This window comes from Kitasatospora sp. NPDC058162 (assembly GCF_042884005.1).
In the GTDB taxonomy this organism is placed as follows: Bacteria; Actinomycetota; Actinomycetes; order Streptomycetales; family Streptomycetaceae; genus Kitasatospora.
The window spans coordinates 224,715-241,416 of the sequence record NZ_JBHVUS010000008.1 but is presented as its reverse complement, the minus strand read 5'-3'; the positions used below and the strand labels follow the sequence as shown (position 1 = coordinate 241,416).

20 protein-coding genes and 1 tRNA gene are annotated in these 16,702 nt (G+C 73.3%); 12 read left to right on the top strand and 9 right to left on the bottom strand.

Features of this window, described 5'->3' with window-relative positions:
* The first annotated feature begins 38 nt into the window (after positions 1-38).
* The 3 genes from ACFVXG_RS18715 (at position 39) to ACFVXG_RS18705 (ending at position 1,599) form a co-directional block, all read left to right on the top strand.
* Positions 39-944: a 4Fe-4S domain-containing protein gene (locus ACFVXG_RS18715; protein WP_387928841.1), complete on the top strand. Its 906-nt coding sequence runs from the start codon at positions 39-41 to the stop codon at positions 942-944.
* A 188-nt stretch (positions 945-1,132) separates the two neighbouring features.
* Positions 1,133-1,209: transfer RNA gene (locus ACFVXG_RS18710), tRNA-Met, on the top strand.
* 75 nt (positions 1,210-1,284) lie between these two features.
* Complete coding sequence (locus ACFVXG_RS18705) at positions 1,285-1,599, top strand: DUF6968 family protein (RefSeq protein ID WP_387928839.1); 315 nt, start codon at positions 1,285-1,287, stop codon at positions 1,597-1,599.
* Between the two features lie 30 nt (positions 1,600-1,629).
* On the opposite strand, the gene ACFVXG_RS18700 is transcribed toward ACFVXG_RS18705, so the two are convergent.
* A complete protein-coding gene (locus ACFVXG_RS18700) occupies positions 1,630-2,187 on the bottom strand; it encodes a hypothetical protein (RefSeq protein WP_387928838.1) in 558 nt (185 codons plus the stop codon).
* A 112-nt stretch (positions 2,188-2,299) separates the two neighbouring features.
* Here ACFVXG_RS18700 and ACFVXG_RS18695 point away from each other — a divergent pair, with 112 nt between their 5' ends.
* From ACFVXG_RS18695 to ACFVXG_RS18685, 3 genes are read left to right on the top strand one after another with little or no spacing between them, the layout of a single operon-like run.
* A complete protein-coding gene (locus ACFVXG_RS18695) occupies positions 2,300-3,124 on the top strand; it encodes an alpha/beta fold hydrolase (RefSeq protein WP_387928837.1) in 825 nt (274 codons plus the stop codon).
* Positions 3,125-3,128: 4 nt separating this feature from the next.
* Complete coding sequence (locus ACFVXG_RS18690) at positions 3,129-4,391, top strand: hypothetical protein (protein ID WP_387928835.1); 1,263 nt, start codon at positions 3,129-3,131, stop codon at positions 4,389-4,391.
* Positions 4,388-5,176 carry a hypothetical protein gene (locus tag ACFVXG_RS18685; RefSeq protein ID WP_387928833.1) on the top strand — a complete coding sequence of 263 codons (789 nt, stop codon included), beginning with the start codon at positions 4,388-4,390 and terminating at the stop codon, positions 5,174-5,176. Before ACFVXG_RS18690 ends, ACFVXG_RS18685 begins: the two co-directional genes overlap by 4 nt.
* 115 nt (positions 5,177-5,291) lie before the next feature.
* Here ACFVXG_RS18685 and ACFVXG_RS18680 read toward each other — a convergent pair whose 3' ends face one another.
* Positions 5,292-6,275, bottom strand: coding sequence for an aldo/keto reductase (locus ACFVXG_RS18680; RefSeq protein WP_387928831.1), 984 nt, complete (start codon positions 6,273-6,275; stop codon positions 5,292-5,294).
* A gap of 109 nt (positions 6,276-6,384) precedes the next feature.
* Positions 6,385-7,227: an NAD(P)H-binding protein gene (locus ACFVXG_RS18675; protein WP_387928829.1), complete on the bottom strand. Its 843-nt coding sequence runs from the start codon at positions 7,225-7,227 to the stop codon at positions 6,385-6,387.
* A gap of 410 nt (positions 7,228-7,637) precedes the next feature.
* Here ACFVXG_RS18675 and ACFVXG_RS18670 point away from each other — a divergent pair, with 410 nt between their 5' ends.
* The 4 genes from ACFVXG_RS18670 to ACFVXG_RS18655 all read left to right on the top strand — a co-directional run bounded on the left by ACFVXG_RS18670 (position 7,638) and on the right by ACFVXG_RS18655 (position 11,507).
* Positions 7,638-8,288, top strand: coding sequence for an RNA polymerase sigma factor (locus ACFVXG_RS18670; protein ID WP_387928827.1), 651 nt, complete (start codon positions 7,638-7,640; stop codon positions 8,286-8,288).
* A complete protein-coding gene (locus ACFVXG_RS18665) occupies positions 8,285-9,337 on the top strand; it encodes a CU044_5270 family protein (protein ID WP_387928825.1) in 1,053 nt (350 codons plus the stop codon). Before ACFVXG_RS18670 ends, ACFVXG_RS18665 begins: the two co-directional genes overlap by 4 nt.
* Positions 9,338-9,438: 101 nt before the next feature.
* Complete coding sequence (locus ACFVXG_RS18660; RefSeq protein WP_387928823.1) at positions 9,439-10,188, top strand: hypothetical protein; 750 nt, start codon at positions 9,439-9,441, stop codon at positions 10,186-10,188.
* Positions 10,185-11,507, top strand: a complete 1,323-nt coding sequence (locus tag ACFVXG_RS18655) for a nucleotidyl transferase AbiEii/AbiGii toxin family protein (protein ID WP_387928821.1) — start codon at positions 10,185-10,187, stop codon at positions 11,505-11,507. Before ACFVXG_RS18660 ends, ACFVXG_RS18655 begins: the two co-directional genes overlap by 4 nt.
* A 42-nt stretch (positions 11,508-11,549) precedes the next feature.
* Here ACFVXG_RS18655 and ACFVXG_RS18650 read toward each other — a convergent pair whose 3' ends face one another.
* Positions 11,550-12,020 (bottom strand): MarR family winged helix-turn-helix transcriptional regulator, encoded by a 471-nt coding sequence (locus tag ACFVXG_RS18650; RefSeq protein ID WP_387928819.1) that lies wholly within the window; start codon positions 12,018-12,020, stop codon positions 11,550-11,552.
* 262 nt (positions 12,021-12,282) lie between these two features.
* Between ACFVXG_RS18650 and ACFVXG_RS18645 the strand changes: the two genes are divergently transcribed.
* Together ACFVXG_RS18645 and ACFVXG_RS18640 are read left to right on the top strand one after the other, a co-directional pair.
* A complete protein-coding gene (locus ACFVXG_RS18645) occupies positions 12,283-13,491 on the top strand; it encodes a cytochrome P450 (protein WP_387928817.1) in 1,209 nt (402 codons plus the stop codon).
* On the top strand, positions 13,488-13,718 hold the full coding sequence (locus ACFVXG_RS18640; RefSeq protein WP_387928815.1) for a ferredoxin: 231 nt from the start codon (positions 13,488-13,490) through the stop codon (positions 13,716-13,718). The genes ACFVXG_RS18645 and ACFVXG_RS18640 overlap by 4 nt, the downstream gene beginning before the upstream one ends.
* A gap of 29 nt (positions 13,719-13,747) precedes the next feature.
* On the opposite strand, the gene ACFVXG_RS18635 is transcribed toward ACFVXG_RS18640, so the two are convergent.
* From ACFVXG_RS18635 to uppS, 5 genes are all read right to left on the bottom strand, one after another.
* Complete coding sequence (locus ACFVXG_RS18635; protein ID WP_387928813.1) at positions 13,748-14,362, bottom strand: TetR/AcrR family transcriptional regulator; 615 nt, start codon at positions 14,360-14,362, stop codon at positions 13,748-13,750.
* An 82-nt stretch (positions 14,363-14,444) separates the two neighbouring features.
* Positions 14,445-14,912 carry an SRPBCC family protein gene (locus ACFVXG_RS18630; RefSeq protein ID WP_387928811.1) on the bottom strand — a complete coding sequence of 156 codons (468 nt, stop codon included), beginning with the start codon at positions 14,910-14,912 and terminating at the stop codon, positions 14,445-14,447.
* Between the two features lie 8 nt (positions 14,913-14,920).
* Positions 14,921-15,364: an ArsR/SmtB family transcription factor gene (locus tag ACFVXG_RS18625; protein ID WP_387928809.1), complete on the bottom strand. Its 444-nt coding sequence runs from the start codon at positions 15,362-15,364 to the stop codon at positions 14,921-14,923.
* Positions 15,361-15,807, bottom strand: coding sequence for an SRPBCC domain-containing protein (locus ACFVXG_RS18620; RefSeq protein ID WP_387928807.1), 447 nt, complete (start codon positions 15,805-15,807; stop codon positions 15,361-15,363). The genes ACFVXG_RS18625 and ACFVXG_RS18620 overlap by 4 nt, the downstream gene beginning before the upstream one ends.
* An 83-nt stretch (positions 15,808-15,890) precedes the next feature.
* Positions 15,891-16,667: a polyprenyl diphosphate synthase gene (gene uppS, locus ACFVXG_RS18615; protein WP_387928805.1), complete on the bottom strand. Its 777-nt coding sequence runs from the start codon at positions 16,665-16,667 to the stop codon at positions 15,891-15,893.
* Positions 16,668-16,702: the final 35 nt, after the last annotated feature.

Genomic DNA, 16,702 nt, shown 5'->3' with positions numbered 1-16,702 from the left:
GCTCCGGCCGCCGTTCTTCCCTGGGGGAAACACCGGCCATGAACAGCTCCGAGAACAGCCCCGAGAGCAGCCCCGAGAACTGGACCGTCGACGACCGCTGCACCAACTGCGACGTCGCCCGACAGCTCGCGCCCGACCTGATCCGCGAGCACGACCGCAAGTCCCAGCTGATCCGCCAGCCGCGCGACGAGGCCGAGCGCCGCCAGCTGCTCGCCGCCGCACACGCCTGCCCGACCCGCTCGATCCGCCCCGGCAACGGCCCGCTCGACCGGGCCACCGACCCGTTCCCGCTCGCCCTCGACGAGACCGGCGACGTGCTGCTGCTCGGCCACAACTCCCGGCAGACCGCGGGCGCCACCGCCTACCTCTGCCGCCGCCCCACCGGCTGGGCGATGATCGACACGCCCCGCTACAGCGAGGCGCTCGCCGCCCGCTACGAGGCCCTCGGCCCGGTCACCGACGTCCTGCTCACCCACCGCGACCACGCCGCGCACGGCCGCGCGTACGCCGACCGGCTGGGCGCCCGGCTCTGGATCCACGAGGGCGACCTCGCCGCCGCCCCGGACGCCGACGCGGTGCTGCGCGGCACCGACCCGGTGGAGGTCTCACCCGGCCTGGTCGCCCACCCCTTCCCCGGCCACACCCTCGGCAGCGTGCTGTACGTCGCCGACGGGCGCTACTGCTTCAGCGGTGACAGCCTCTACTGGTCCCGCACCAGCGGGGACATCGAGGTGCAGGAGGCGGTGACCTGGTACTCGATCGAGGAGCAGGCCGCCTCGCTGGAGCGCAGCCTGGACGCCCTGCGCTTCGAGTGGCTGCTGCCGGGCCACGGCGACAAGCACCGGATGCCCGCCGAGGAGGCCGACCGCCGGCTGCGCGCCCTCGCCGTCCGGGCCCGGGCGCTGCGGACCGAGCCGGTGGACTTCGCCGCCGTGCGCTGGTGACGCGGGCCCCGGGGCTCAGGTCCCAGGGCTCAGGTGAGGCCGTGCTGCCAGGCCCGGGCGGCGACTTCGACGCGGTTGCGGGCGCCGGGCTTGCGGACCTCCGGCGCACCGCCCCCGCCCCGGCCGAACCTCGGTGTGAGAACCGAGTTTGTGATTACCGGCCGGTGCCGTACAGTCGGGTTCACCGACGCGGGGTGGAGCAGCTCGGTAGCTCGCTGGGCTCATAACCCAGAGGTCGCAGGTTCAAATCCTGTCCCCGCTACCACGAAGCCGAAGGGCGGACACGTCATACGTGTCCGCCCTTCGGCGTCTTCCGCCCGGCCCGTGCTGTACTGCTGCGATGAGCCCCGAACACGACCTCGGCCACGTCATCGCCACCCGTGAACTGGACTACACCGCCCCGGACGGGACGCAGCGCCCGGTGCTGCTCGAACTCGGGGCGCCCCGCCGCGACCCGCACGGCCCGGACTGGTGCTGCCCGTACCGCATCACGGGCCACCCGGACGTCAGCGAGCGCGTCGTCGAGATCTTCGGCGTGGACCCCCTCCAGGCCCTCCACCTCGCCCTGGCCCGCTTCCCCGCCGAACTGAACACCGCCGCCGGCCTGACCTTCCTCGGCGGCACCGACCTGATGCTGGGCGGCGAGACCCCCTGACGGCATATCGGGCCCACCGGCGGCGGGGTCTCAGGCGACGGTGAGGGTGGTCGGTCCGCTCGCTCCGGTGACGCCGGTGGTGGCGCATTCCAGGGCGCCCGGCTGGGGGAGGGTGATGACTTCGACCGCCTTGGCCCCCTGGAGGTAGCCCGCCACGATGGTGCCGGTGATGGTGGTGATGACCTGTCCGGCCACCGCGGTGCTGCTGCCGGTGGCCTCGATGACGCTGGTGGTGCCGTTCTGCCAGTGGAAGGTCCGCCGGGTGGTGAACCCCTCCAGGAGGTCCAGGCAGCTGGCCCCCGCGATGGTGAACTGCTCGTCGTACGATCCGCTGGTCACCTTGCCCCCGCCGTCGGCGCAGGAGGTGAGGTCACCGTCGGTGGTGACGGTGACGGCCTTCGGCTGGGAGGTGAGCGCCGGCGCGTAGCCGACGGTCTCGACGCCCTGGCACTGCAGCAACGGGGCGGAGGACGTCCGGGCGGAGCCGGCCGCCGGACCGGCGGTGCCGAGCGCGGCGACGGCGGCCAGGGCCGCCGCCAGGGTGACCGGTCGCCATCCGGCCCTGCCGGGCGCTGTCAGCGGTCGCATGCGCATCTCCATTCATGGTTCCGACTCATGGTTCCGGCGGACAGAACCGTCTCGCCGTGCGTATTGTTGCCATCACTCTCTGACATCGCAACAGCTCACGGCCTGGAGTGTGATGAACGCACTGGAACGCGGCACGCTGGCGGTGCCGGGCGCCACGCTGTACTTCGAGGTGCGCGGGTCGGGCCCAGCACTGCTGCTGATCCCGGGCAGCATCTCCGACGCCGTCGTCTTCGAGCCCCTGGCCGCCGTCCTGGCCCTAGATCACCGCGTCATCGCCTACGACCCGCGCGGCATCTCGCGCAGCCCGCTGGACGGACCCCCGGTGGACCAGCGGGTCGAGGTGCAGACCGAGGACGCCCGCCGCCTCCTGGAGCGGCTCGGCGAGCCGGGCGACGAGCCGGCGGCGGTGTTCGGCAGCTGCGGGGGCGGCCTGGTCGCGCTGGAACTGGCGGTGCGCCACCCGGAGCTGATCCGTACGGCGGTGGCGCACGAGCCGCCCGCCATGGAGCTGCTGCCGGACGCCGAGCGGTACCGGGCACTCCTCGACCGGGTCCACGAGCTGTACCGGCGCGAGGGAGTCGAGCCGGCGCTGCGGGAGCTGCAGCCGCTCTTCGGCAACCGGCCCGCCCCGCCGCTGCCCGAAGTCCTGGACAACCACCGGTTCTTCCTGGCCCACCTGCTGCTCCCGTTCACCCGCTTCGTCCCCGACCTCACCGCGCTCGCCGCGGCGGCGGACCGGATCGTGGTGGCGGGCGGGCGCGAATCGCGCGGTGATCCGGTGCACCGTCCGGCGGTGGCCCTCGCGGCGCGACTCGGCCGCCGGCCGGTGGAGTTCCCCGGCGGCCACATCGGCTACGCGAAGGCCCCGGAGGCGTTCGCGGCGCGCCTGACCGAGGTGCTCGCTGCAGCTCCCGAGCCGACGACGCTGCGGAGTTGACGCCGTGCGCATCCTGATGGGGGCCCAGAACTGCGGCTTCGGCCCGGCCGCCGAGCTGGTGGCGGTCTCCCGGCTGCTCCACGGCCACCGACGGGTCTTCGTCGGCGACGGCGTGGCGGCGCTCTTCGCGCGCCGCCACCCGGACGCCTTCGACGAGATCCACGAGATCCCCGGTGCCGCCGCCTCGGATGTGACTGACCGTCAGTTGGCGGACTGCGACCAGGTGGTCTCGGTGATGGACGCCGAGCTGGTGCTGCGGGCCGCGGTGGCGGGACGGCCGGTGACCATGGTGGACAGCCTGTTCGGCTTCTGGCAGCTCACCCGCCCGCTGCGCCGGATCCGTGACCTGTGCGCCGCCCTGCCCCGCACCTCCTTCGCCGCCGCCGCCCACCACCTGAGCGGGCTCACCCCGCACGAACGCGTGATCGCGGCCCACCTGCTCGCCACCCACGGCCTGGTGCAGAACTTCCCCGGCGTCACCGAACGGATGGCCGACTTCGCCGCACTCGGCGGCACCGGCCCGCAGCTGCACCTCACCGGCTCGCTGGTCGACCTCGAAGGCCTGCGGAACGCACCGCGCGACGCCGAGCCCGACTGCGAACTGCTGGTCAACGTCGGCGGGTTCCAGAACTTCCTGCTGGACTTCGAGGCCAACGACGACTACCTCCACCTGCTCCGCCGCTGGCTGCCGGACCTGCTGCGCGACTGGTCGCGCTTCCCGCGCGTCCTGGTCTGCGGCGGCCCCTTCGCCGGACACCGGGAGCACACCGTCACCGCCGTCGGCCGCCGGGCCGTCTGCCGCTTCCTGCCCCAGCGCGAACTCCTCCGGAAGGTGGCGACCACCCCGCACTACCTCCTCACGCCCGGGCTGACCGCCCTCCACGAGTCGCTGGCCCTCGGGCGGCTGCCGCTCGGCCTGCACGAGCAGCACTACGCCCACCTGTTCACCGTGCGCAGGCTCGGCGGCACCCTCTTCGGCCGGACGGCGGGCCGGTTCGCCGACGTCCTGCCGGACCACGCGGTGCCCGAGGACGACTTCGCCGGGACGGCCGCCCTGGTGGAGATCGCCGGCCGGATCCGCGAGGACGACGGGCTGTACGCGAGGTTCCGGCGGACCGTCAATGAGCGGATCGAACAGTACGTCTCCCTCACCCCGGCCCAACAGCGCAGCGGCGTCGACGAGTTGCGGACCGCACTGGACGGCGAGCCGCTCCCCTCGGTGCTGGCCAGGACCATCCCGCGCCCCGTCGGGGCAGACCTTCCGTGAGCTCCGACTACTCCAACTACTCCGACTACTTCGCGCTCCGCGAGCGGCTGCTCGGGCCGCTGCGCGACCAGCCGCTCACCACCGACCAGCTGTGCGAGGCCGGCCGGGTCATCTGCGGCCGCCCCGAGAGCCTCTCGCTCTACGGCGTCCCCGCCCCCGAACTGACCGCCCGCGGCCTACGGGTGCTCGGACGGACCGCTCTGGAGTGCACCAAGGACCCCCACCCCGCCGTCCTCGCCGAACTGCTCGCCGAGCTCCAGCCCCCGCCGAGCCGACGCCCCATGGTGGCCGACCTGTTCTGCGGCTCGGGCAACATCGGCCACCACCTCCACCGGCGCCTCGGCCACCCCGTCCACGCCGCCGAGTACGACCCGCTGGTGTACGCCGCCACCCGCCACAACCTCGACCGCCTCTCCTCCGCCGTCACCCTCCACCGGGCCGACTACCGCTGGCTCCTCACCGCGCTCCCCGCCCGCAGCGAGTGCGACACCTACGTCCTCGACCCACCCTGGGGCGCCACGGCCTTCACCCCGGACGGCCTGGACCTGACCCGCACCGCGCCACCGCTCCCGGAGATCCTCGACGACATCCGCCGATCCCGCGACGACCTCCCCTGCCTGGTCGTGATCAAGACCAACGACCGGATCATCGACGACTCCCTGCACCGCTCCCTGGGAGACGCCGTCCACCTGCGCTCCTTCACCCCCGAGCCGCTCCTGCCACCCGGCCTCAACGCGGCATTCCACCTCTACCGCCTCCGCGGTGCGCCCACATCGCGGGCATGACCGGCCCGGGACCTCACGTCGCGGCGGCACTCGAGGTCTTCAACACCGTCGTGCTGAACGCCCGGCAATGCGGCTGCTCGCCGAGGCCGGCCGGCCCCGGCGAGCAGCCGACGGGCTACCAGCGGTCGTGCACCTGCGGCCGGATGCGGCGCTCGTACAGCTCCCGCACGGCGTCGAGCGTGGCCGCGGGCAGCGGGTCCAGGCCGGCGGCCGCGGCGTTGGACTGCGCCTGTGCCACGTTGCGGGCGCCGGGGATCACCGTCGTCACCCCGGGCTGCTGGACGATCCACCGCAGTGCCGTCTGCGCCGGGGTGGCGCCCTCGGGGGCGAGTGCGGCGAACTCCCTGGCCGCTTCGACGCCCGTGGCGAAGTCCACGCCGGAGAAGGTCTCGCCCTGGTCGAAGGCCTCGCCGTGGCGGTTGTAGGTGCGGTGGTCGTCCGGGCCGAAGACGGTCTGCTCGCTGTAGCGGCCCGAGAGCAGCCCAGAGGCGAGCGGCACCCGCGCCAGGATCGCCACCCCGGCCGCCTCGGCGGCGGGCAGGACCCGCTCCAGCGGCCTGAGCCGGAAGGCGTTCAGGATGATCTGCACGCTCGCGACGCCCGGGCGCGCGATCGCGGTCAGCGCCTCCTCACACGTCTCCACGCTCACCCCGTAGGCGGCGATCCGCTCCTCCGCCACCAGGGTGTCCAGGGCGTCGAACACCTCGTCCGAGGAGTAGACGGGCGTGGGCGGGCAGTGCAGCTGCACCAGGTCCAGCCGCTCCACACCCAGGTTCGCGCGTGAACGGTCCGCCCAGGCGCGGAAGTTGGCGAGCTGGTAGTGCTCGGGCCGCTGCTCGACCCGGCGGCCGAACTTGGTGGCGACGAAGACCTCCGCGTCCGGGCGCTCCTTCAGGAAGCGGCCGATCAGCCGCTCGCTGCGGCCGTCGCCGTAGACGTCGGCGGTGTCGAAGAGCGTGACGCCCGCCGCCACGGAGGCGTCGAGCACGGCCAGGGCGTCCTCCTCCCGGACATCCCCCCAGTCCGCACCGAGCTGCCAGGTGCCGAGTCCGACGATCGAGACGGGACGGCCGGTACGGCCGAGTGCGCGCTGTTCCATGCCGCGAGCCTCTCACGACGCGCCCGCCCACGCCGACCCCGGCACTGCCCGGGCGGCCTCCGACCGTCACCGCGTATGACGTCGGCCGTGCCGTGTCCGCGTGCCGCCGTCATGTTGCGCGAAGTGCGCGAAAGGCGTCCGCGTGGTCGGTGGCCCACGTACGGAAGGTGCGCGCGGGTGTCCCGGTGACCTGTTCCACGGTGTCCGTTGAAGGCAACGGATCGGTGACCATCCGGGCCTGGGCCCGGAGGATGCCGTCAACGGCTTCGGCCGGCCAACCCCGGGCGAGCATCTGCTGCCGTGCTGCCTCGGGCGCAGCCTCCTCCCAACGCGCCGGGCGGCCGGTCACCTCACCGATGATGCGGACCTGCTCGGCCCGGGTCAGCGACTCGGGCCCGGTCAGTTCATGGACCGCACTGGCATGGCCGTCGCCGATGAGCGCGCGCACTGCGACCGCCGCAATGTCCCTCTCGTCCACCACGGGTGCGGCAGCCGCCCCGTACGGCTCGCGCACGACTCCGCCGGAGCGGATCTGCTCGGCCCAGTCCAGCGCATTGGCCGCGAAGACGTGTGGCCGCAGGACCGTCCACTCCAGCCCGGACTGTGCGATCAGCCGCTCGGCCTGCTGTTCATGGTCGCGCACGGCCACGGACGACAGATAGACAATGCGGCGCGCGTGCCTGGCAGTCATCTCCAGGACCGTCGGCATGCCCTCGGCTTCGGCGAACGGCCAGACCAGGAGCACCGCCTCGATCCCCTCCAGCGCCGTGTGCAGGGTGCGCGGATCGGACAGGTCGCCGCGCACGACATCGACGTCGGCCGGAAGACCGGCCGCTTCGGGAACGCGGGTCAGTGCGCGAACCGAGGCCCCCGCCTCCACCAACTGCGCCACAACCTGCCGACCGACTGTGCCGGTCGCCCCGGTCACCAGGACCTGGCGATGCCTCGACATGGGCATTCCCCCTCTCTCCGGGCCAGCCGCGACGTGAGTGCCGCCACGGTTGACCACCTCATTGGTGATCAACCGTATGAAGAGTCGGAGAGACATTCCATGCGTGGATGACTCGTTTTCATACGCCATCGTCTTCCTATGGCGGCCCGTAGACTCCGCTCCGTGGATGTGCCCTCTGAGCCGCTGCTGGAGAGCAGAGCACCTGCGATGCGGTGTGCTCAACGTGTGTGCCCGTGTATCCGCCGAGAGAGACGGCTGGTCAACCGTCAGATCCGCAGCATGACAGGGTCGCCGGGCAGGATTGACCCGCGAGGGCGGCGCGCCGGGGCTGGGCCCGGCCGGGAGCCGGGGAGTGGTGCGGGTGACGGGGGTCACAGGGAACCGGTGGGGGCGGGCGGACAGGGAGGGGTGTGGAACTGTCACTGCGGGCGCGCCTACGCGCCGGGGACCAATGTGCGTACGGGGAGATCTTCGATGAGCATGCGCAGGCGATATACGCGTACGCGGTGCGGCGGTTGGGGGACTGGGCGGCGGCGGAGGATGTCGTCTCGCTGACGTTCCTGGAGGCCTGGCGGCTGCGCGGGAAGTTGCATGAGGACGGCGAGGGTGTGCGGCCGTGGTTGTTCGGGATCGCCACCAATGTGCTGCGCAACACTGCCCGGGCGGGCCGCCGGCACCGGGCCGCGATGGAGCGGTTGCCGGAGCGCGAGGTGGTGCCGGACTTCGCCGACGAGTTGGTCGAACGGCTGGAGGACAGCAGTCGGTTGGCCGCCGTGCGACGGGCGTTGGCGCAGCTGCGCCGTGGCGACCGGGAGGTCTTCAGCCTGTGCGTCTGGGCGGGGCTGGAGTACGCGGCGGCCGCCGAGGCGTTGGGGGTGCCGGTCGGTACGGTGCGCTCCCGGTTGTCGCGTGCCCGGGCCCGGCTGCGGGTCCTGGTGGACGCGGAACTCGCCGTGGGGGAACGGGCGGCGGGAAAACGTGTGGAACCCGTCGGCGGTGGCGGACAGGTACGGAATGACCGCGTCGGAGCGGTCCGGTCGATACAGGGGAACAGCCGATGAACCGGATGCCAGAGCATGGGGAGCCGGTGCTCCCCCCCGACCGCCACCAGCTGTTGAGGGGACATCTGATGAGCGAGATCAGCCAGGAGAACACCACCGCCAGCGCGCGGACCAAGCGGCGCCGGCTCGGCTGGGTGGCCGTGCCCGCCCTGGCCGGGGGCCTGGCGCTGGCGGTCGTGCTGAGCGGCGGGGACGGCACCCCGCGGGTGAAGTCCGCGCAGGCGCCGATCGCGGCGCCTGGGCAGTCGGAGGCCTCGGGGCCGGCCAAGGCGACGGGGTCGACTGGCGCGAAGGCCGGGGTCGTGCCCGCCAGCGCCGTGGAGCTGCTGGACCACGTCGCCCAGGTCGCGGCGAGCCGGCCGGGCGGGGATGTGAAGCCCGGCCAGTTCGTCTACACCGAGTCGATGGTGACCAACAACGTGTTCGACTCCTCGGGCCATGTGAAGCTCGACACCGTGCCCCACAAGCGGGAGGTCTGGCTCTCGGTGGACGGACGGCAGGACGGCCTGCTGGTCGAGGAGGCCAGCCCGAGCCTGCCTGGCAGCAACACCAAGCTGTCGGGGCCGCACCAGCCCGGCATCGAGAGCCCGACGTACGAGTACCTGGCCACCCTCCCGACCGACCCGGACACCCTGCTGCAGAAGCTCTACGACGAGACCATCGGCAAGCGCCCGAAGGAGGAGCGGGCGTTCAAGGCCATCAGTGAGCTGCTGAAGGAGCAGATCGCCCCGCCGGCCGTCACCGCCGCGCTCTACCGGGCGGCGGCGAAGATCCCGGGCGTCACCCTGGAGAGCGACGCGGTGGACATCACGGGGCGGCACGGCATCGCGGTGGCGCGGGTCGCCGACGGCGCCCGGCTGGAGTGGATCTTCGACAAGGACAGCTACGCCTTCCTCGGCCAGCGCGGGGAGGTCGTCGAGCAGGGCAGTGACTTCGGCACGCCCGGTACGGTCTTCGGCCAGGGCGCCGTGGTGAAGCGCGCGATCGTCGACAAGGCGGGCGACCAGCCGACCGCGCAGCAGACCCAGGCGCAGGCGCCGCAGGCCTGAGTCGGAGCCGCCCCGCTGCCCGGTCCGTGAACCGGGCAGCGGGGCGGCGGCATGTCGGGACGTACGAGCCGCTGTCAGAGCCGCTTGGCAGGATGCTCCCCATGCTCGCCATCCACCCTGACCAGCGCCGCAACGCGCGGCCCGCCCGGCCCGCGCCCCCCGATGTCCGGGGCGACTTCGAGGTGCACCTGACCGTCGGGCCCGGTGCCGCCGAGGCGCTGGCCGCGTGGGCCGACCGCCACGGACACGGCCACGGCCTGAAGTTCACCCACATCCTGCTGGAGCGCGGTGCGTCGCCCTCGCAGCCGATGCTCACCCTGCGGGCCGCCGGCACGCTGGAGGAGGTCGCCGCCGTGACCGCCCGGGCCAGGGGCCGGTTGGGACGGGCCGGATTCACCGTCCTGCGGGCGAAGATCGAGGCCACGCCGTGGGCGGAGGGCGTCCCGGCCTCGGACGAGGACGCCGTGCCGCACGGGGCCGGCCGCTACTTCGAGCACCACGTCAAGCTCCTGCTTCCGGGCCACCCGGTTCCCACAACAGACATCGCCCGCCTCACCGAGCTCGCCGAGCTGGCCGTCCGGCACGGCGCGCACCTGTCGCGCAACCCGCGCCGGGTGCGCGAGGACGGTCGGCGCGAGTGGTTCGTGACCCAGCGGTGCCGCCTGGTCGGCCTGGACACCGCCGGCCGCCGACTGGACGCGCTGCTGCGGGACCTTGCCGCCGACGGCCGCGAAGTGGCCTCGGTGGAGCGCGAGTTCGTCGTCGTCGACAGTGACGAGGCCCTCGACGCGGGATGGATAACCGAGCACGGCTACGGGGCCGGCCGGTACGGAGTGGGGGAGTCGGCATGACCGAGGACCAGTCGCGGGAGCAGTCGCGGGCCGAGTCGCGGGCCCAGACGCCCGTGGTATGGGAGGAACTGCGGTACGGGCCGTGGCAGGGTGTCCTGCTGCCCAAGCAGCCACCGCCGGAGGACGTCCGGGAGGACCTGGACCTGCCCAGGGGCATCCGGCCCATCGACGACGAGACGGTGACCCAGCAGCCGGTCTTCGACCCCGCCCTCGCCGGGTACAGCCGCGCCCTCCGCCCGAGCGAGCCCGCGTTCACCGACCCGCTGCTCGCCGAACGCTGGCTCGCCGCGCGGCGCGAGGCGCTCAGCACCGTACTGTCCGCCGTCGCCGGTTCGCCGTGGGCCGAACACCTGGTGCTGCGCGGCAGCGTCCTGCTGCGGGCCTGGTACGGCGAGCAGGCGCGGGAGCCGGGCGACCTGGATTTCGTGGTCCGCCCGGTGGAGTGGAGCCTGGAGGACGAGCGCACGGACCGGATGTTCGAGGAGCTCGCCGCCGCGGCCGAACGCCTCTCGGGCGCGGTGCGGCTGCACGCGGACGAGGCGGTCGGCGACGAGATCTGGACCTACAGCAGGATTCCCGGACGCAGGCTCGTCCTGCCGTGGTCGGCACCGGGCCTCCCGGGCGGGAGCGTCCAACTCGACTTCGTCTTCACCGAGCACCTGCCCGTCCCGCCGCAGCCCTACCTGCTCCCGGGCGTCACCGGCCCGCTGCTCGGCGCGACGCCGCAGCTGTCCCTCGCGTGGAAGGTCCTCTGGCTGGTCTCCGACAACCACCCCCAGGGCAAGGACCTCTACGACGCGATCCTGCTCTCGCGCACCGCCGAGCTTCCCTACGACCTGCTGCGGCAGGTCTTCACCCACGCCGACGAGAACTGGTCGTGCTGGCCGGTCTTCCCGGGGCAGATCAGCGGGCTTGAGGTCGACTGGGAGGAATTCGCCAAGGACTACCCGCAGTTCGCCGAACCCGTCGAGGAGTACCCGGCCGAACTGCTGGCCGCGCTCCACCCGACCTTCGCCGACCACGGCGAGTACGCGCTGCGGGCCCAGTGGCTGGCCCCGCTGATCGGGGAGCTGCGGGAGGTACTGGCGCGCGAGGGCATGGACGAGGTCCAACAGCGCATGTCCGGACGCCGCATGCTCCCGGACAACACCCTCGTGGTCACCTGCGAACTGCTGGGCGGCGACCTCGACGGCGCCGAGCGGGTGGTCGCCGATCACCTCGACGCCCGGCCGGACCGGACGACCCGCCTGCTGGTGGAAGCCGCCGCGCGCTACGCCGGTGAGCTCACGGGCGACGGCTCGGTGAGCGCCGACAGCTGAGGCCGATGGCCTGTCACCGCCTGGGCATCCGCTGGTCGGGTCTCACGTGGTCGGCAGGCCCGCCTCGGCGGCGAGGACGGCGAGGGCCTGCTGCAGTGCGGTGAGCTGGGCCGGCGTCAGGGCGGCGGTGAACTGCCGGTCGAGCTCGCGGGCGGTGGCGGTGCACCGGGCGAGGAGTTCGCGGCCGTGGTCGGTGAGGGTGAGGATCTGGCGGCGGCGGTCGGCGGGGTCGCGGACCCGTTCGACGGCGCCCAGGCCTTGGAGGTGGTCGGCCAGCGAGACGACCAGGCTGGGGACCACGCCGAGTCGGGTGGCCAGGTCCTGTTGCGAGGCTGACGTCGCGTGAGCGAGGGCGGCCATCAGGCCGACGTGCTTGGGCTTGACGCCCAGTGGCTCCACTGCGGCCGCGAAGCGGTCGGCGGCGACCGTCCCGAGCGTGCCGAGCTTGAACACCACGGTGCCGGGGATGCCGGCGCCCTCTTCGACGGGCCGATCGGCCTTGGCTTCATCCATGTCTCGAAGCATACAATCGGCATAATGATTCACGGCTCAAATAATTTAAGGAGGGAAGAGTATGCGGATCGTGCCGGCCGGCCTCAATGGCCGCCGAACGGGCTCCCCGGAGGGGCTGACTGTGCGTGTCGGCGGTGTTACGCTCCCACTAAGAGAGAGTGGACTCTCACTTGTTGGCGGAAGTGCCGCGGGGGCCGACCGGCGGCGGCTCCGCCGAGCGTTCGCTGCTCTGGTGGCCTGACGGCCGGTGAGGAGAGACCACATGACCGCGCCCGCACCGCAGTTACCCTTCGAGCGCCCCAATGCGCTGGACCTGGCGCCGCTGCTCGCGCGCCTGCGCGAGGAGGGTCCGATCACGCGGGTGACGACACCCGCCGGCGACCCGGCCTGGCTGGTGACCCGCTACGAGGAGGCCCGGGAGATCCTGGGCGACACCCGGTTCTCCCGGCTGCGCCCCGACACCGAGGGCGCCCCGAGGATCTCGGCCTCGGCGCTGCACACGCGCCCCGCCCCCACGCCGGAGGACGAGGACCGCGAGCACACCCGGATGCGCCGGATGCTGGCGCCCGCGTTCAGCGCACCGCGGATGCGCCGGATGGGCGAGCGGATCGGGGAACTCGCCGCATCCTGCCTGGACGCGATGGCGGAGGAGCGTGCGCGGGATCCGCGACGCGCCGTCGACCTGCACGACCACCTGTCGTTCCCGCTGCCGGTGATGGTGATCTGCGAGCTGCTGGGCGTGCCGGTCGCGGACCGGGAGCTGCTGCGCGGCTGGTCGGAGCGGATCGCCGCGCTGTACGGCGGGGCCGACGGAGCCGCGGCCATGGCCGAGTTCGAGGCGTACGTGGCCGCCATCGCCGCGGAGAAGCGCAAGCGGCCGGGGCAGGACGTGATCAGTGACATCCTCGCCGTGCAGGCGCAGGACCCCTCGTTCACCGAGGAGGAGATGACCCGCCTGGCGGTGGGGCTGCTGTTCGCGGGCCACGAGACGACGTCGACCCGGATCGACCTGGGGGTGCTCTTCCTGCTGGGTGACACCGGCCGGCGGGACCGCTTCGCCGCCGACCCCGAGGGATCGGCCCGCGCCACCGTGGAGGAGGTGCTGCGGATGGCCGCGCCCGGCGCCCTGGGCCTGACCCGCTACGCCCGCGAGGACGTGACGCTCGCGGGGACGGCGATCGCGCGGGGCGAGGCGGTGCTGGTGGCGATCAACGCCGCGAACCGGGACGGGCGGGCGTTCGAGGAGCCGGACACCTTCGACCCCTCGCGTTCCCCCAACGCGCACCTGGCCTTCGGGCACGGCGGCCACTACTGCATCGGCAACGCGCTGGCCCGCACCGAGCTGCAGATCGCGCTGACCGCGCTGTTCCGGCGCTTCCCCGGCTTGCGGCTGGCGGTGGACGCGCGCAGTCTGCGCGACCACTCCGAACGGCTGGCGGGCGGCATCGGCGCGGTCCCGGTGCTCTGGTGAGCGGGGAGCAGCAGCGCGGGCGGCCCGCCGCGCGGGTGGTGGCGGACACCTCGCGGTGCGTGTCGTCAGGGCAGTGCGCGGTGACCGCGCCGTCGGTGTTCGACCAGGACGAGTCCGGGCAGGTCGTCGTGCTCGCCGCCGAGCCCGTCGGACGGGCGGCGGAACTGGCCCGCGAGGCGGCCGCCAGGTGCCCGGTCTCGGCGCTCCGGCTGCAGCCGGCAGGTTAGCGGCCGGTGTGCCGACATCTGCCCGGGCGTCAGGGTGTGCGGGCGCGAAGGGCGGGGGCGGGGCAGGGCAGCGGGCGGGCCCCGGTGGGGGAGAGGCCGTCGAGGACCAGGGCCAGGTACCGGCGCCAGCCGTCCTCCTGGGGGTCCATCGTCCACAGCACCGAGACCAGCATGACGACGAGGCGGTGCAGGTCGTCGGGGACGAGGTCGGCGCGGATCACGCCCGCGCTCTGACCGCGCGCCAGCAGGGCGTCGAGGGCGGCGAAGAACTCCTCGCCGGTCGCCGGGGTCAGGACGCCGGCGGCGCGGGCGGCGGCCAGGACGTTGTGGTCGGCGGCCACCGACTCCAGGGCCGCCGCCAGCACGCGGGCCAACCCGGACGCGGGGTCCGGGTCGGCGGCGGCGGCCTCGATGACGGGCCGGACGTGCTCTCCGAACTGCTGGTCCAGCACGGCCCGCAGGAGCGCGGCCTTGTCGGGGAAGCGGCGGAAGAGCGTGGCGGACCCGACACCGGCCCGGCGCGCCACGTCGTCCAGGTGGGCGTCGGGGCCCTGTTCGGCGAAGACCTCCCGGGCGGCCCGGACGATCTTCTCCGCGTTGCGGGCGGCGTCGGCGCGCAGCAGCCGGGGGGCGTCGGGGACCATCCCGGCAGCCTATCCAAGCCCCGCGGCCCGTCCGGTAGCCCGGCGCCGTCCGGTAGCCCGTCCTGGAGGGGCCGGGGGCGGGTCAGGCCGGGTGGTGGTCGGGGACGGCGTTCAGCTCGATGCCGTGTTCGAGCAGGGCCTTCATCGCGCACAGCGCGGTGGTGAAGCCGCCGACGGTGTCGTTCACCCACCGGACGGTGTCGTCGCCCGAGCCCTGGAAGCCGGTCTCGGTGGCCTCGACGAAGGTGACCTCCGCCGTGTGCGGGGTGAACGCCAGCTCGACCGTGGTCGGCTGCTCGTAGTTGCCCCACTCGAACCGGATCAGCCGTCCCTCGCGCACCTCCTGGACGCGGACGTCGGCCGATGCGCCGTAGGTGTCCCAGTCCCAGCGCAGCTGGGCTCCCGTGACCATGGGCCCGCTGCTCCTGCTGTACCAGAACCTGGTCGTGACGGCCGGATCGGCGAAGGCCTGGAACGCCTCCGTCGCGGGCCGGCGCACCAGCATGCAGGCGTAGGCGGCGGGGGCCTTGGTGAGGTGTCGGTTCTCCATGGACATGATCATGCTCCACTCCGGGGTCGTTCGGGTCGTTCCTGCGGACTGGCGTCGTCGCGGCTCGTCCGGGCGGACCGCGGGTCCCGTTCCGCCGCCTCGGCGAGGTCCTTGATGCGGGCCAGTCGCCGGTCCCAGTCGGCGGCCAGCGAGGCCATCCACCGCGCCGTGGCGTCGAGCGCCGCGGACCGCACCGCGTAGCGCACCTCGCGGCCGATGCGGGCACCGGTCACCAGCCCGGCGGCCTCCAGGACCGTGAGGTGCTTGACCACGGCCTGACGCGAGACGGGGAGGTGCTGGGCGAGCGTCGTCGCGCTGGCCTCGCCCTGCGCGGCGAGCAGGTCGAGCAGCCGGCGCCGGGTCGGGTCGGCCAGGGCCGCGAGGACGGTGTCGACCGGCTCGGTGGCGGGCTCGACGGCCGGTTCGGCGGCGTCGCGGGGTTCGTCGGTCACGCGGAGGGCTGTTCGGCGCGCTTCCTGAGGGCGTCGAGCTCCTGGCCCCAGCCGCCCGTGTTGTCCTCGACCGCCTTGCCGCGCAGTTCCTCGGGCCCGGCCAGTGCCGCGAACCCGCTCTCGACCACGCGCAGCCGCGTCCTGCCGCCCTCCGGGGTCAGCGTGAACTCCACGAGGGTGCTGTTGTCCTCGCGCAGTTCTTCCCCGGGGAACGCGCTGGCCCAGCGGTAGGCCAGGTAGGTCGGCGGTTCGACCTTCTCCACGCGCACCGGGAAGTCGCCGTACTCCGGGTTCTTCGCCACCGTCTCCTCGCCCTCCCGGGCCACGGTGCCGGGCAGGCCCGCCTTGTCGGCCACCCAGAAACCGGGCTCGGCCACCAGCGACCAGACCCGCTCCAGGGGTGCCTCGATCAGGGTTTCGCGTTCGATCCGGTCCTCGCTCATGACGGGACTCCTTTCAGCGCCGACAGCAGGTGCAACTCCAGAGTTGCACGAGGTGGTGGCGGGTGCAACCCGGGAGTTGCGGGTCAGCCGCCGTAGCGCCGCTGCCTGGCGCCGAAGCTGCGGACGGCGCGCAGGAAGTCCACCTCGCGGAAGGCGGGCCAGTGGGCCTCGCAGAAGTACAGCTCCGAGTAGGCGCTCTGCCAGAGCAGGAAGTTCGACAGCCGCTGCTCGCCGCTGGTGCGGATGACCAGGTCGGGGTCGGGCTGGCCGGCGGTGTACAGGTGCGGGGCGATGTCGTCGACGGTCAGGGCGTCGGCGACCTCGGTCAGGGACGCGCCCGCCTCGGCCCGGGAGTACATCAGGTCGCGCATGGCGTCGACGACCTCCTGGCGGCCGCCGTAGCCGACGGCCAGGGTGACGTGGGCGCCGGTGGTGCACGTGCGGGTCGCCTCGACGGCCTCCTTGAGGGCGCGGGCGGTGCTGTCGGGCAGGGCGTCGGTCATTCCGGCGAGGTGGACCTGCCAGCGGGCGTCCGGGCCGGTGAGGCGGTCGGTGACCACCTGCTCGATCAGCCGCATCAGGTAGGCGACTTCGGCGTCGCCGCGGCGCTGGAGGTTCTCGGTGGAGCAGACGAATACGGTGATGTGCCCGATCCCGAGGGCCTCGCACCAGGAGAGCACCTCCTCGACGTGCTCGGCGCCCGCCTTGTGGCCGAGGCTCGGGTTGGCCATGCCCATCTGCCGGGCCCAGCGGCGGTTGCCGTCCATGATCAGCCCGACGTGCCGGGGGAGGGGGCCCGCGGCGACCTCGCGGCGCAGGCGGCGGGTGTAGAGGGAGCGGAGCAGGTCGGGCACGGGCACCGTCCAGGTGGGTCGGGGGTGGCGGCCCGGCGTTT